Raw genomic sequence first — 14,045 nt, forward strand, 5'->3', positions numbered from 1 at the left:
CATTAAAGGGAATAAAGTGTGATCCTTCCGCAATAAGGGCCTTAGCCATAGATTGTTGATCGTCGAGTGTGATCTTTTACGATATGGGCAAACGCAACGCATGTAATTGATTCGAACTGAAGGCATGATAGGCAAGTGCGATCTTTGCATGATATGGTATGAAGATGTACAGTGTGAACTTTGCGCGAAACGAGGTTACGAAGTCAAAGTGTGATCTTTTTATGAAACAGGGAAGAATAGTGAAATGGGATCTTTTCGCGAAACGGGATTGCGATTGTGAAATGGGATCTTTTTAAAATTCGGAAAAAATCCTGGGATACATTGTCGATTTGGTCGCAGACCGTTCGTCGTTTCTATGAAAGGGGCAATGGTAACCCCTGAAATTGTTATAAAGGAGACAACTATGCGCTACTTACTGCTGATCTATACCAACGAAGTTGCGGATGCCCAGGTGAGCGACGAGGAGAATGCAAAGATCTATCAGGCATATACTGATTACGGCAATGAGGTGGAAAAGAGAGGTGTTCATATCGATAGCAAAGCGCTCCAGCCAACCAGTACCGCAACGACAGTACGCCTGCGCGAGGGCAAAGTGCTTACGACAGATGGCCCCTTCGCCGAAACGAAAGAGCAATTGGGTGGGTACTATTTGCTCAACTGTAAGGACCTCGACGAGGCCATTGAGCTCGCAGCCAAAATTCCTGGCGCTGCGAACGGGTCTATTGAGGTGCGCCCAATTATGGAGTTCGAGTAGGGCGAGCGGAAAGAAATGAACACAACGCAGCAGGTAGTAGCTGAGACCTTCCATAGAGAAGCGGGTCGCATTCTTGCTAGTCTAATCGGGACCGTGAGGGACTTCGAGCTAGCCGAGGATGCGCTTCAAGACGCACTATTGGTGGCGCTCGAGCACTGGCCTCGCGAAGGGCTTCCAGCCAATCCTGCCGCGTGGATCACGACCACAGCACGGCGCAAGGCGATTGATCGCCTGCGCCGTGAGAGCACCTGGGCACGAAAACAGGCGATACTTCAGACACTCATAGAGCAAGAGGAAGAAATGAGCCAGGAAGACTACACCTTTCCAGACGAGCGACTCAAGCTCATCTTTACCTGCTGTCATCCAGCCCTGGCACTCGATGCTCAGATCGCCTTGACCCTACACACATTGGGTGGTCTCTCAACTGCCGAGATAGCTCATGCCTTCCTTGTTCCCATCCCAACGATGGCTCAGCGACTCGTACGCGCCAAACGCAAGATCAGAGACGCAGGCATACCATATCGAGTTCCCCCTGCACATCTGCTTGATGAGCGGGTAAAGGCTGTGCACTCCACCCTATACCTTATCTTCAACGAAGGCTATACTGCCACATCAGGCGCTGATCTGGTGCGGCGGGAGCTATGCGAAGAAGCGATACATCTGCTACGAGTACTGACCATGCTGCTAGAGCGCGAGGCACTACTCACAAAACTACCGGAAACCCTCGGCTTGCTGGCTCTAGCGCTCCTACATGATTCCCGGCGCGGCGCACGCACCGGACCAAATGGCGAATTTATCTCACTTGAGAAGCAAGATCGCTCGCTGTGGGACCAGGACAAGAAGCGCGAGGGAATTGCTCTTCTAGAGCGTGCGCTATATATGAAGCAAGCAGGCCCTTATCAGCTTCAGGCCGCGATCAGCGCTCTACATGCTCAGGCCGAGCGCGCGGAGGATACAGACTGGCCTCAGATTGCCGCACTCTATTGGGGCTTGGTTCAGATGATCCCCTCACATGTTGTCGAATTGAACCGCGCTGTTGCTGTATCCATGGCAGATGGTCCCCTGGCAGGTCTAAAGATCCTGGAACAGCCCGCGATGAGAGAAGCCTTGAATAGCTACTACCCATACCATGCAGCCCACGCCGACCTCCTGCGACGGGCGGGGCATTTAAGTGAAGCATGTAGTGCCTATAAGAAAGCCCTTGACCTCTGCCAGAATGAGAGCGAACACGCTTTCCTTAGCCAGCGCCTGATTGAGTCAACGCAAGTGTGATGGGGGAAATGGGGGAAGGTGAAGCGTGATCTTTTCGCGAAACAGTGAAAAGATTAAGAGTGTGATTACTTCAGATATGAAATGGTGGCGAAGGCGGGCTTCGCCACCAGCGATATAGATTCTTGTTAGCGCCAGAATGTGGCTATATGAGATGCGATGTTACGGCCTTGCTCACGCCCGATGCGGGCCGCGACCTCTCGTAACGAGGGGTCCAGCGGGTTGCCACCAACTGAAGCTAACGCCTCCTTCATAGCCTCGACCGGACGTATAATCTCGACTTTGGCCCCATGTCGTTCTAAGAGTTCTACCTGGGTCTCCAACTTCTCCAGAGGGAGTGCAGGTACTTCGGGCTCAATGATTAGCACCCGGTCATAGCCAACTGCTAGATCCGCGTTCTCATTTGAATGAGTACCACCATCAATATAGCGGTGCTCACCAATCGTAACAGGGGGCCAAACACCGGGAACCGCGCAGCTGGCGGCAACAGCGTCGATCAAGTCAATACCGGACGAGCGGTCGAAGACAACCCGTTCACCACTATGAGCATCTACCGCGACTAGTTGCATCTGACGTTGGGGCCAGGTATGGACTGGCAAGCGCGAGACAATAACAGCCCGTCTCTCAGACTCGGGCACCGTCTGAGTTACCAGGGCCATCTCCCCTATGCCCTGGCGAATCTCGCGCGGATTGGAAGCCTTCTCCAGGATGCGCATAAAACTGGCTCCCCATTCCTGCATATCGATTTTGACATCAATCTCAGTCGCTTGTAGAGCGGGGTTCACCTGGCGCTGATAGAGTTCTTCAAAGGATAGACCGCTGGTAATCTGCGCGGCAACGGTAGATCCCGCTGACGTTCCCACAATGAGTTCCGCCTCTCGTACATCTAGGCTCACCTCGAACAGACCCACAGCCAATCCTGTCTCCCAGGCAATTCCCGCCACACCACCACCACTCAAAACCAAAGCACGTTTCGTCATCTTTGCTCTCCTCTATATCACAATGATGCTAGTAGCATAGCATTCTTCGGGCAGATCCTACCGCGTTATGAAGATAGTATATGATATGAGCAGCTATCCTAATGTCACCTGAATTCGTGATCGTGTTGGTGATCCGGCAGTCGGTGTTGGGTGTTATGAGGAGGCACAACAGGCAAGTTACATTTAGCTCTCCTTATTATAAACTAACCCAGGGCAAGCAGGACGATACCAGAAAGAATGACACATGCAGCCCCGAATCTGCGCCAGGTGTGCTTCTCTGCCAGGAAGCGTGCGCCCATGAAGGTGCCAATCAATACACTACTCTCGCGCAGAGGCGCTACATAACTAACCGGGCTGGTTGTCATGGCGAAGAGAACGAGTAAGTAAGCCATAGGTGAGAGGACTCCGACCCCGAGGGCCTCGCGCCAGTATTTGCGCCACGTCTCACTCGCTTTATCCCAACGTCCCAGGACGCTTGGCGTGAGGAGGAACGCCCGTGCGATACTTGAGGCGCCATCGAGTAGCAAGGGCGTAATCAGAAGCACGCTCACAGCATATTTATCCCAGATAGTATAGACAGCAATGAAGAGACTCGTAATCAAGGCATAGCCAATGACTACGCGGGTATCTGCGCCACTGCGGATAATTCGTATGGGATTACCCACCAGAGCAAGTACGCCTCCAATTAATAGAACCATGCCAAGAAGGCCAAGCGGTGACGGTCGCTCATTCAGCAGGATAATCGCGCCAATGGACGAGATCAGCGGGCCAGTTCCCCGGGCCAGAGGATAGGCTAACGAGAGATCACCCGCACCATAGCCACGCTGCAAAAAGAAGAAATAGCCCACATGCAGACAGGCCGTACCAAAAATAAAGACGTATTGGAGTGGGCTCAACTGCGGTTTATAAAGCAGAATAATCGTTAGCAGCACCGGCACATAGAGTAAAGCCGATACAACACCGCTGATCCAAAGAAACCCAGGGCTACTACCGGCGCGCTTCGCCAGGAAATTCCAGGTCGCGTGAATCACCGCCGCAAGTAGCACCAGCGCAAGTATCAGGTGGTTCATGAAATCCCTTCTCTCTAATCTCATGGGATAGGTGGTCACATGCTACATTATGCGTTCCAGCCTTAATGAAATTTTATTTCTTCACAGAGAATACAACGAGAAATAATATTTTTCAAGAGGTTGACGGAAACAATTTTTCATATTATCATCAAATTAATAAAACTTTATTTCATGGAGGAATGTAGCGATGACCTTCTCATTTGTGCAGATCACTGACCATCACATCGGGGAAACAGAGGAAGAATTGCTGGATGGCTATGCGACTGCGAGCAACTTACGTGCGGTCCTACGCCACATCTCAGAACATATCGCAGACCGCATCGACTTCATTCTGACAAGCGGTGACCTTGTAAATGAGCCATCTGAAGTATCATATGCTAACTTCGCACAGATACTCGGCCTACAAATGGGACAGGTCGCGCCTGGACCCGCACATATCACCACTGAGGGCCTGCACAATGTCCCGCTCTATCTGCTACCTGGAAACCATGACGACAGGTACTACTATTACCGCCACCTCTTCCAGCAGCAATCACAGACGTTTCTGCAAAACGCCAGCTTTCAGCATAAGGGTATCCAGTTCCTTTGCCTTGACTGGGGACCACAGGGCCAGGGCATAGCTCGCCCCGAAATGCTTGATTTCCTCGCTCGTGGTCTGAAGAATGGAGAGCCAACCATTCTTCTCACCCATCATCACCTGGTGCCAGTTGGTGGTCGCTTTCAGGATAGTTTCTTGCCAGAGCAGAACGAAACCTTCTGGGAGCTTGTGAACGGGCACAACAATATCTTAGGTATTTTCAGTGGACATGCTCACGTAACATATGAGCGCGTTGTAGGCAACATCCCGATCTTCGGCCTGCGCTCGACGGCTCCTCAAGCCACGCTCGACGACAAACCCACTGTTTGCATGCTACCACCTCATTATCGCCTTGTTACCGTGCATGAAAACATGGTTACGACGCGACTCTTCGAAGTAGCACTGTAAGCCAGGGAGAGCAGGCAAAGGTAAAGAGAGAGATTGCGTCGAGAGTCAAAGCAGGCTATACTTGGCGGGAACACGAGTCGCAGCAGGAAAGGTGCAACCAGTTATGCAGCAGCAAGAACGCTCCTTCGTCCCTAAAGGTGTCCAGGCTCGCCTGCGCGCAGCCTCCCAGACACTCACAGAGGCCGAGCAGCGCGTCGCGCACTATATCGAGCAGCATCCCGATGAAATGATGCGCCTCTCGGTGCAGGCACTTGCGCAACAAATCCAGGTCAGCGAAGCTACCATTGTGCGCTGTTGCCGCACGCTTGGATATCATGGCCTACGGGACCTCAAACTCGCCCTTGCTGCTGTGAGCGCTCCCCCGCTCGAAAAGATCCATGAAGACATCCAACCGGAGGACAGCACCAGCGCCATCATACAGAAGGTCCTGCAATCGGACATCCAGGCAATCACTGACACGCTAGCAGTACTCGATGAGAAGCTTTTCGAGCGGGCGGTTGACGCGCTCTTGAATGCCGAGCGCATCGAGTTTTATGGCATTGGCTCGTCAATGCCCATCATTCTCGATGCCTACTATCGCTTCCTGCGCGTCGGCCTGCCCGCGACCGTAGTCACCGATCCAGCTATGCAAGCTGTTTCAGCCACGCTTTTACCACCGAACTCAGTCGCATTCGCCATCTCGCATTCGGGCACCACACGTGAAACCCTGAACGCACTTCGGAGCGCACGCCAGAGTGGCGCGTTCTGTATCCTCCTCAGCAGTCATATGCACACCTCGATCAGCGAATATGCTGATATCTCCTTGATTACGGCGGCGCGTGAGACGACCTTCCGCACTGAGGCTCAAGCCAGCCGCATCGCGCACCTTAGCGTTATCGACGCTCTCTACGTTGCCGTCGCCTTGCGCCGCCCTGAACGTGCCCTGGATACCCTCGAGCGCTCAACAGCTACCCTCACCAATCACTTTCTTTGAACCTGCTACTCTCACGATTGCTTGCCTAACAGATAATGCCAGTAGCCATCACCGTTCTCCGAAATTGACCCAAATATGGACAAGCCATACTCAGCATTCGGTTCCTGCTTCAGCGCAGACAGCAAGCCTTTCGCTTGTCTTACACCTGCTCCACAGGCGTCACTTCCCGCAGAACTTGCGGTACGCTATGTTCATTGTGCCAATGCTGCGAGATTGTTGGCAGCGTTGGCATCTCGATCCTGGACGTTTCCACACTCCAGACAGACAAAGACCCGATCCGAAAGCGTCAGCATTTCATTGACCCAGCCACACCACGAACAGGTTTTTGAGGAGGGTTCCCAGCGCGAGGCCAGCAGCACCTTCACCCCTGCCTGTTCGGCTTTGTAAAGGATCTGCCGCTTGAACTCGTACATGCCCACATCCGCAATCGCTCGAGATAACCTGCGGTTCTTGAGCATGCCTGCAATGTGCAAATCTTCGAGGACGATCACACGCGGCCGCTCGGCATCGGGCTTGGTTCTCGCCACGATCTGAGCGGTCGCTTGGTGCAAAGCATCTTTGCGTACGTTGGCGATCCGGGCATGCATCCGCGAGAGGCGCAGCTTGGCTTTCTGGCGATTGCGTGATCCTTTGGCCTTGCGGCTCTGACGTCGTGAGGCTCGCTTGAGTGCCGTGATCTTCTTGCGCAGCGCCCTGGGATTTTCGAAGGTCCGTCCATCAGAGAGGGTTGCCAGGGTTTTCACGCCAAGGTCAACACCAATGACGTCACCTGTGGCTGGCTGGGGGTCTTTCGCTTCCTCGTGGACACAGATCGAGACAAACCACCTGCCTGCTTGCTCATGGATGGTGGCACTGCTGATCTTGCTGTTCAAAGGGAAATAGCCATGCTCTTTGAGTCGGAGCACCCCCAAACGAGGCAACTGGATGGCATCAGGAGACACCCGAATACGCCCAGTGAAGCGGGCGCCACCGATGGCTTTCTTCCGGCTTTTGAATCGTGGGTAGCCACATTTCCCTTTCCACATCCCCTCTTTCTTGAGCCGACATTTGCGGAAGAAGTGTTTGAAGGCCTGGTCCAGATCGCGGAGTCCTTCCTGAAAGGCGCACTTGCTGACCTCGTATGTCCATGGGAGAGAGGGTTTGAGGGCATTGATCTCGCGATGCAGATCGATGGCGGTGGGTGATTTCGCTCCTGCCTTGTAGGCCTCTTGTTTGCGGCGAAGACCAAAGTTGTACGCCCAGCGAGCCGCCCCGGCATGTTTGCGGCAGAGTGTCTTTTGTCGATTATTGAGATCAAGTTCTCCCCGATACCCACGGACCATCGGTTGCTCTTCCTCCTCGGTGCTGAGAGTAGAACAAATATACCAGATAACCACGGCTTTGGCAAGAGTGGGAGATACATCTCCTTCTTTGTCACTTCCTGTCTTGAGAATAGAAAACTAACTATAGTCCTCGCCTGTTCGGAGCAGGGAGAAGCCAGCCTCGGCAACTCAGGCGCGCACTTGCCCGTCGGTTGGATAGTAGTGATAATAGCCTTCATGTGCATACTCGCCATAGACCAGAGGTAATTGAAGTTCGTGGGCCGCCGCGTAAGCGGTGCGCAGTTCTTCCTCGCTAGCAATCTCCACCGTCAAATAGACATGACTGCGAGCATGCAGCGCTCGCGCAAAGTTCGCCAATATGCGCGGCCAATCCTCTGGAAAGACATTTTCCAGAGCATCTATACACACAATGGCGTCGAACTGGTCAACGTCGGCAAGTTCCTGCATCCCCAGATGCCGGGTCACGACTATTGAATAGTTTTTCGAAGACTTGGCTCTCTCCAAGCATCCCTTTTATCGAGGTTCGTCCGAGTATCAAACCCGAGGCAACCAATATTGGGTGTCTCAACCTCTTTGGTAACAAATTAGAAACTTCCCCCAACCACTGCCCAGAAGTCAACTTTGAGCATATACATAAACGTTAAAACGATCCCAACGAGGATGAGGATTAGGCCGCGCTCGATGGGAAACTGGATAGTTCATGAAGGAAAAACATTACAACGAAGAGAGAAGGGGGAGATCGATGAGGTTTCATGTAAAAGCGGTGCGGGAGAGGCCCAGGGAGGGCCTCCACACACGCGTCGATCTTGTCAGTACTCACCTCCGTGAGGTCGTCGCCCTGCGGCGAGAAGGCCGGCGGGGCCTGCGTCCCAGCGCGTAGTCCTCGGCAGCCCTGTCCTCCAGGGCCTCGTAGTTTGCTGCTCCTTCGGCGAGCTGCTGCTGTAGAGCAGCGATCTCATCCTTCAGAGCGCGAACCTCCGAGTCATGCGCCTTCGCGGCCCGCACGTGGCGGCCGTTCTCGGACGTCAGCCGGTCGTTCTCGTTGGACTGTGTGGTGAGACGCTTCTTCAGCCGGGAGAAGGCACGCTGCCACTCGGCCTCGCGTCCCTCCAGCTCGGAGTTGCGCTTCTTCACCGAAGAGAGTTCAGACTCGAGCTCAGCTTTGCGTGTGATTAGCTCGCCGGTAAAGTACTCTCGACCGAAGAAGAGCCCCAGGCCGAACGTGGCGACAAGGCAGGCCAACATCAGAATGGTGGACCACATTGCGATCGTCCCCTTAGGGTCGAAGGTATAAGGAAAGATACTGGTAAAATCGTTATCCCCACAAGGCTACTACTAATGCGCCAGTAGAGATCTTTACTTAATTCAATGACTATAACACATTCAACTCAGGAAAGCAGGATTAATAGCCATTTATACTTATATACAAGGGCGTGTAGCCAAAAATTCTATCCCTCGATTAGCTTTTTCAGCCCATCCAGGACGCTATTCTCCTCACTCTCCTCAAGTGGCTCTTGCTCTTGCATCTGCTCGCGCGGGTCATCCTGAATAATGGTGAGCATTGTCTGGCCTTCAGATTCCTCTAGTAGATAGCTCATGGTAAAATAGTTTTCTGGCTTATCCTCCATACCTGGATGTGGAAAGAAGAGGGTGTATTTCGCCATCTTTCCTGGTTCGATTTCAAGGATCTTTCCCTTTTGTTCAAAGACTGTATTTTCCCATTCATTGCGAAAGACTATCGGGCTTCCCACTTGCCAGTCTGTTATAACCTCCGCCCCATACTGCCACTGCCTCACTTGTTCCGGTTCTGTAATTGCCTTCCATACCCGAGAGGCGGAAGCATTTATTCGTACTTTCGATGTGGTAATACGGCTACCCATTCAAGCTCCTTTTTCATCAATGAAATCCCTACAATTAACTTGAGTCTATCACTAATTGAGGAAAGTATCGATCCTAAACTCTTATTCTCTACCTCCCGACACGTGCCATTTACACAATACAGGGTAAATATGTTCTTACTATGGAGTGGCTTTGACCTCATAATGATGCGCGAGCGGCTCCACTTTCGAGAGTAACAGTCGCGCCTCTGGCTCAAAAACCGGAACCGTGTAGTCAGGACCCGCAAAAGCCTGAACTACCTCCAACGATTCTCAGAATACAAAATTCATACTTGATCTGGAGTAGTAATGTCATAGCCGAGCGCGAAGAGATATCCATAAAACACAAAGCGATGAAACCATGTTGCGATCTGCATGGGAGTATAGAGCTTCTCACTTTCCAGCCACCATACGATGGTGCCAATCAGGACATGTGAGAGTTGTGTGACTGGCAATTCAGAGGGCATAGCTGGATCAACCCGTGGTCCTGGTTGTTTCCATTGCCTGTTGTACTCAATAAGAAGTTTTATGATGTGTTCACGCATTCTGTCGGCAAACCAGGGGCTCCCATTTTTCCCCAGCATCGCTCTGTACAATTGAGTATGTTCAGCGACATGCTCAAAAATCTTTATCCAGATCTGAGCCGGATTCTCCACAGAGAGTTTATGAGTTTTTTTGTGGAGGAGGCTCATATTCTCCATCAGATGATTGGCTGTTTCTTCAAAGATCTTTGCCACCAGGTCGTATTTGTCTTGATAATGGCGGTAAAACGTGGCTCGGTTGATCATGGCGCGTTCGGCAATATCGCCCACCGTGATAGCTCCAAACTCTTTCTCCGTAATCAGTTCAATCATTGCTTCCTGCAAGAATTGATGCGTGCGCCGAACACGCAAGTCTGGCTGTTCTTCGTGCGACATTTCTCCCCCTGTGTTGCATATGTAACAAGAGATAAGATTTGATGCTTGCCCGGTACTCCCAGTACAGGCTACACTCTCAATTGTAACAAGTTGATGCCTTTGCAACAACCTGTTGCTCTATTAGACAGAAAATAGTGCGGTCATACCACCACCCCTACCCTAATCTACTGGAGGATTTGCATATGAGAGTGTTTGTTACAGGCGCGACAGGCTTTATCGGCTCGGCCCTTGTCCAAGAGTTGATCGAAGCGGGGCATCAGGTTCTTGGTCTCGCACGCTCCGACGCAGCTGTGGAGAAGCTTTTCGCTGCTGGAGCAGAAGTACAACATGGCTCACTTGACGATCTTGACAGCCTACGAAGCGGGGCCGCCGCATCGGATGGCGTGATTCATCTCGCGTTTATCCACGACTTCTCGAACTACCAGCATGCAGCGCAAACCGACCTGCGCGCCGTCGAGACTATCGGAGCGGTACTCGAGGGTTCTGGCAAACCATTCGTGATTACCTCTGGCACATTGATGCTTACATTCTTTCTCTCGCTAGGACGCTTCGGTACAGAGGAGGACGTCGCCGATGCCGGTGTAGTCGCGCCCCGAGTCGTATCGGAGAATGCGGCAATCGCGCTGGCGAAGCGTGGCGTGCGCTCATCAGTCGTGCGCTTATCTCCATCGGTCCATGGCGAAGGTGATAAAGGTTTTGTTTCGACCCTTATCAACGTTGCACGTACAAAGGGTGCTTCTGGCTACATCGGCGACGGGTCCAATCGCTGGCCTGCGGTGCATCGTCTTGATGCTGCTCGCCTCTTCCGCCTGGCTCTGGAGAAGGCACCAGCGGGATCAGTACTACACGGAGTCGCAGACGAAAGTGTGCCATTCCGTTCTATTGCTGAAATAATCGGTCAGCACCTCAATCTCCCAGTAGTCTCCATAGCTCCAGAGGAAGCTAATGAGCACTTTGGCTGGCTGGGGAACGCTGCATTAGCTGACAATCCAACGCTGAGCACGCTGACACGCGAGAGGCTTGGGTGGCGTCCTGCGCAACCAGGACTACTCACGGATCTCGATCAGGGGCACTACTTCTCTAACAAGATGTGATATTAAAGCAGGCTGCTCAACAGCGAAGTCTCATCTACGCATAAAATTCTATACAAAAGGAGAGCATATATGACAGAAATACAAGATGTGAACGATTGGGATCGTCAGATCGTTAAAGAGTTCCGCGCTAACGGGGGCAATGTCGGCGGTCAACTCGCTGGCGCACCTTTACTCCTGCTAACTACAAAGGGAGCTAAAAGTGGAAAGCTCCATACTCGTCCGCTAGTATACCTGTCCGAAGGTGGTGACATCTACATTTTCGCGGGTAATAGAGGCGCTCCAACCAATCCCGGCTGGTACCACAATCTGGTCGCGTACCCTGATGTGATGGTCGAACTCGGTGCGGAGAAATTCGAAGCCAGAGCCATCGTCGTCGATAGCGCGGAAAGAGACCGACTCGGAGAGATCCAGGTCCAGAAGATACCCGCTCTCGCTGAACTTAAAGAGAAGATGACACGCAGCGTTCCCGCTATCTTGCTGGAACGCAAAAAGTAAAAGTAACTAGCAGGCCATTCATCTACTTGTATGACAAGTAGATGAATGGCCTGCTACAAAACTATGTTTTGTGTCAGCGCGCAGGCACTTTCTCGCCTACGTCAAATGATAATGATAACGTTAACGATCACACTTTAATGGATTCTGACACAGCCTTTAGCCTGGATAATGTCGCTAGCGATCACACTTTAGTGGATGCGCAAGATGACGTAGCGGTGTCACCCTTCTGGAATGGCAAGGAGAGCCGGCCCATAGCACCCAACATATCCAGAATTAAACCCAAATTGAACCACGCTCAACGTCGGCGAGCTCAACGCCAAAGCTAAACGCTCGCGCCAGTACACATCGCACCTTAACAATCTCAAGCAGGCTCATGGCTCACGACTATGCTACTCTGCTCGCTATCATGTACCACTCGACCTCTACAAGCTTGCGACTATGTCCAGGCATGTATAGTAACGTAGGGAGAGTGTACAAACAGTTCAAAGAAAGAGAGCCTGTTAGCTATGGACTATGATACGGATGCGCTGGTGGTGGGCGCTGGCCCTACCGGGCTCGTCATGGCAAGTGAACTAGCACGCAATGGGGTGCAATGCCGTATTATTGATCGCCTGCCACAGGGATCACGGGAGTCGAAGGCCCTCAGCATCCATGCTCGCACTTTGGAACTCTTCGAGAAGATGGGTATTGTCGATAGCTTTCTGGCACGCGGGATCAAGATCAAGCGCCTAAGCGTCTATAGCCATCATCGCTGTATTGCTCATGTCGATACCCGCTCCATCCCTAGCCGCTACCCTTTTATGCTCTCATTGCCACAGACGGAGACCGAGCACATCCTTAGCGAACATCTCTTGCGGCAAGGGCTCGAAGTTGAGCGTGAGGTGACGCTTGCAGGCTTACGGCAGGTCAATGATGGTGTCGAAGTCCTTCTCCAATACGCTGATGGTCAGGAAGAGCAGCTATACACGCGTTGGCTCGTTGGATGCGATGGTCCCCATAGCTCTGTACGCCATCTGCTGGGCATGGATTTCGTGGGCGTGAAATTCGAGCAATCCTTCGCGCTCGCTGATATCTACCTGGATTGGTATATGCCCCCTCAACAGGCTACCTTCTTTTTGCAGAATGGTGAATTTGTCGGCTGCTTCCCCCTCCCTGATAGTCTGCATCGCATTATTGTCGCCTACAAGGCCGGGACCGCGCCGGAAGGGATTGTAACACAGGAGGAGATACAGTACGCTCTTGAGCGCAGTGGGCTGAAGGAGGCACGCGTTCGCGATATGCTCTGGTCCTCACGCTTTCAGGTCAGTCAGCGCAAGGTACGCCATTATCGCCAGGGCTCAGTCTTTTTGGCAGGGGACGCCTGCCACATCCATTCGCCTATCGCGGGCCAGGGAATGAATACCGGAATTCAGGATGCCTTTAATCTGGCTTGGAAATTGGCTCTGACATGCAAACATGAGGTTTCTCCTCGTGTACTGGATAGCTACGAAGTTGAACGCGAGCATGTTGGGCGCAAGCTCCTTCGAGGGACAGAACTCATCTCTCGTCTCGTCCTGGCACACGATTCCCTCCCCTCGCGGGTACGTGACCATGTCGCTCCGCTGCTCTCAAATAACAATTTCATTCGCAAACAGCTCGCCAATACTATCTCTCAGGTACAGATCGCATACAAACACAGTCCTATTGTACACGACCAACAACCCAAATCTCTATATAGCCCTCTTCAAGAGGGCGAGAGGCGACAGGCAGGCGAACGCGCACCCGACATCCATATACTCCTGGGTAACACACCCATGAGATTGTACGTACTCTGTCGCAGTACACACCATGTCCTGCTCGTCTTCACAAATCGCCAACAGCCTGACCAGGACTTAGAGATATGGGGTAAGCTTGATACCCTTATCAAGCAAAAGTACCGAGACCTGATCGATGCGTACTTGATCCTTCCTCGCCAACCAGGGATTAAAGACTCGGGTAGAACACGTGCCATCTACGATGCTCACGAGGCAATCTATGCCACATACGGGATCGCCAATAACGGGCTGGTACTAATACGGCCTGATGGCTATATCGCCTACCTCGACCACTCCATCGAGCTTAAACCGTTCCAATCCTATCTTAATAATATCTTTACCGTAGGACAGCCACAACCGGCTAATATCTTCAGTCGCGCCCTACTGCGCAAACGCTAACAACAATGCGCATTAGTAATAAGCAGCCCAGGCATAACCACATCGCAATAGCGGCGTCGCCTCAGCAAACCATTATATTCGTTCGTCAGATCTTTGTAGGTTGTCCTCTGTGGTAGA

The 14,045-nt window shown here is 52.2% G+C and carries 14 protein-coding genes; 7 read left to right on the forward strand and 7 right to left on the reverse strand.

Features of this window, described 5'->3' with window-relative positions:
- Positions 1–403: 403 nt before the first annotated feature.
- Complete coding sequence (locus K3T82_RS36685) at positions 404–754, forward strand: YciI family protein (protein ID WP_220198469.1); 351 nt, start codon at positions 404–406, stop codon at positions 752–754.
- Between the two features lie 15 nt (positions 755–769).
- The gene (locus K3T82_RS36690) at positions 770–2,026 is read left to right on the forward strand and encodes an RNA polymerase sigma factor (RefSeq protein ID WP_220198470.1); all 1,257 of its coding nucleotides are present in this window, start codon (positions 770–772) and stop codon (positions 2,024–2,026) included.
- A gap of 125 nt (positions 2,027–2,151) precedes the next feature.
- Here the strand turns inward: K3T82_RS36690 and K3T82_RS36695 are convergent, their stop codons facing one another.
- Both K3T82_RS36695 and K3T82_RS36700 read right to left on the reverse strand, forming a co-directional pair.
- Positions 2,152–3,003 carry a patatin-like phospholipase family protein gene (locus K3T82_RS36695; protein WP_220198471.1) on the reverse strand — a complete coding sequence of 284 codons (852 nt, stop codon included), beginning with the start codon at positions 3,001–3,003 and terminating at the stop codon, positions 2,152–2,154.
- A 203-nt stretch (positions 3,004–3,206) separates the two neighbouring features.
- Complete coding sequence (locus tag K3T82_RS36700) at positions 3,207–4,073, reverse strand: DMT family transporter (protein WP_220198472.1); 867 nt, start codon at positions 4,071–4,073, stop codon at positions 3,207–3,209.
- Positions 4,074–4,260: 187 nt separating this feature from the next.
- On the opposite strand from K3T82_RS36700, the gene K3T82_RS36705 reads away from it, so the two are divergent.
- Together K3T82_RS36705 and K3T82_RS36710 are read left to right on the forward strand one after the other, a co-directional pair.
- The gene (locus K3T82_RS36705; RefSeq protein ID WP_220198473.1) at positions 4,261–5,058 is read left to right on the forward strand and encodes a metallophosphoesterase family protein; all 798 of its coding nucleotides are present in this window, start codon (positions 4,261–4,263) and stop codon (positions 5,056–5,058) included.
- Between the two features lie 103 nt (positions 5,059–5,161).
- Positions 5,162–6,031, forward strand: a complete 870-nt coding sequence (locus K3T82_RS36710) for a MurR/RpiR family transcriptional regulator (protein WP_220198474.1) — start codon at positions 5,162–5,164, stop codon at positions 6,029–6,031.
- A 191-nt stretch (positions 6,032–6,222) separates the two neighbouring features.
- On the opposite strand, the gene K3T82_RS36715 is transcribed toward K3T82_RS36710, so the two are convergent.
- From K3T82_RS36715 to K3T82_RS36735, 5 genes are all read right to left on the reverse strand, one after another.
- A complete protein-coding gene (locus K3T82_RS36715; protein ID WP_220198475.1) occupies positions 6,223–7,353 on the reverse strand; it encodes an RNA-guided endonuclease InsQ/TnpB family protein in 1,131 nt (376 codons plus the stop codon).
- A gap of 168 nt (positions 7,354–7,521) precedes the next feature.
- Positions 7,522–7,857: a class I SAM-dependent methyltransferase gene (locus K3T82_RS36720; RefSeq protein WP_338001102.1), complete on the reverse strand. Its 336-nt coding sequence runs from the start codon at positions 7,855–7,857 to the stop codon at positions 7,522–7,524.
- Positions 7,858–8,169: 312 nt separating this feature from the next.
- A complete protein-coding gene (locus tag K3T82_RS36725; RefSeq protein WP_220198477.1) occupies positions 8,170–8,616 on the reverse strand; it encodes a coiled-coil domain-containing protein in 447 nt (148 codons plus the stop codon).
- Between the two features lie 185 nt (positions 8,617–8,801).
- A complete protein-coding gene (locus K3T82_RS36730) occupies positions 8,802–9,233 on the reverse strand; it encodes an SRPBCC domain-containing protein (RefSeq protein WP_220198478.1) in 432 nt (143 codons plus the stop codon).
- 284 nt (positions 9,234–9,517) lie between these two features.
- Positions 9,518–10,147, reverse strand: a complete 630-nt coding sequence (locus K3T82_RS36735) for a TetR/AcrR family transcriptional regulator (protein ID WP_220198479.1) — start codon at positions 10,145–10,147, stop codon at positions 9,518–9,520.
- A 182-nt stretch (positions 10,148–10,329) separates the two neighbouring features.
- On the opposite strand from K3T82_RS36735, the gene K3T82_RS36740 reads away from it, so the two are divergent.
- The 3 genes from K3T82_RS36740 (at position 10,330) to K3T82_RS36750 (ending at position 13,928) form a co-directional block, all read left to right on the forward strand.
- Positions 10,330–11,241 (forward strand): SDR family oxidoreductase, encoded by a 912-nt coding sequence (locus tag K3T82_RS36740; RefSeq protein WP_220198480.1) that lies wholly within the window; start codon positions 10,330–10,332, stop codon positions 11,239–11,241.
- A gap of 69 nt (positions 11,242–11,310) precedes the next feature.
- Positions 11,311–11,736 (forward strand): nitroreductase/quinone reductase family protein, encoded by a 426-nt coding sequence (locus K3T82_RS36745; RefSeq protein WP_220198481.1) that lies wholly within the window; start codon positions 11,311–11,313, stop codon positions 11,734–11,736.
- 506 nt (positions 11,737–12,242) lie between these two features.
- Positions 12,243–13,928, forward strand: coding sequence for an FAD-dependent monooxygenase (locus tag K3T82_RS36750; RefSeq protein ID WP_220198482.1), 1,686 nt, complete (start codon positions 12,243–12,245; stop codon positions 13,926–13,928).
- Positions 13,929–14,045: the final 117 nt, after the last annotated feature.

It is taken from the genome of Ktedonospora formicarum (genome assembly GCF_016587355.1).
GTDB classification, from domain to species: Bacteria; Chloroflexota; Ktedonobacteria; order Ktedonobacterales; family Ktedonobacteraceae; genus Ktedonobacter; species Ktedonobacter formicarum.

What these genes read in the sequence shown, in the direction of transcription:
- K3T82_RS36715 (WP_220198475.1), bottom strand. Translation starts at nt 7,353, where the DNA reads ATGGTCCGTGGGTATCGGGGAGAACTTGATCTCAATAATCGACAAAAG.
- K3T82_RS36725 (WP_220198477.1), bottom strand. Translation starts at nt 8,616, where the DNA reads ATGTGGTCCACCATTCTGATGTTGGCCTGCCTTGTCGCCACGTTCGGC.
- K3T82_RS36710 (WP_220198474.1), top strand. Translation starts at nt 5,162, where the DNA reads ATGCAGCAGCAAGAACGCTCCTTCGTCCCTAAAGGTGTCCAGGCTCGC.
- K3T82_RS36685 (WP_220198469.1), top strand. Translation starts at nt 404, where the DNA reads ATGCGCTACTTACTGCTGATCTATACCAACGAAGTTGCGGATGCCCAG.
- K3T82_RS36740 (WP_220198480.1), top strand. Translation starts at nt 10,330, where the DNA reads ATGAGAGTGTTTGTTACAGGCGCGACAGGCTTTATCGGCTCGGCCCTT.
- K3T82_RS36695 (WP_220198471.1), bottom strand. Translation starts at nt 3,003, where the DNA reads ATGACGAAACGTGCTTTGGTTTTGAGTGGTGGTGGTGTGGCGGGAATT.
- K3T82_RS36735 (WP_220198479.1), bottom strand. Translation starts at nt 10,147, where the DNA reads ATGTCGCACGAAGAACAGCCAGACTTGCGTGTTCGGCGCACGCATCAA.
- K3T82_RS36730 (WP_220198478.1), bottom strand. Translation starts at nt 9,233, where the DNA reads ATGGGTAGCCGTATTACCACATCGAAAGTACGAATAAATGCTTCCGCC.
- K3T82_RS36690 (WP_220198470.1), top strand. Translation starts at nt 770, where the DNA reads ATGAACACAACGCAGCAGGTAGTAGCTGAGACCTTCCATAGAGAAGCG.
- K3T82_RS36745 (WP_220198481.1), top strand. Translation starts at nt 11,311, where the DNA reads ATGACAGAAATACAAGATGTGAACGATTGGGATCGTCAGATCGTTAAA.
- K3T82_RS36750 (WP_220198482.1), top strand. Translation starts at nt 12,243, where the DNA reads ATGGACTATGATACGGATGCGCTGGTGGTGGGCGCTGGCCCTACCGGG.
- K3T82_RS36705 (WP_220198473.1), top strand. Translation starts at nt 4,261, where the DNA reads ATGACCTTCTCATTTGTGCAGATCACTGACCATCACATCGGGGAAACA.
- K3T82_RS36700 (WP_220198472.1), bottom strand. Translation starts at nt 4,073, where the DNA reads ATGAACCACCTGATACTTGCGCTGGTGCTACTTGCGGCGGTGATTCAC.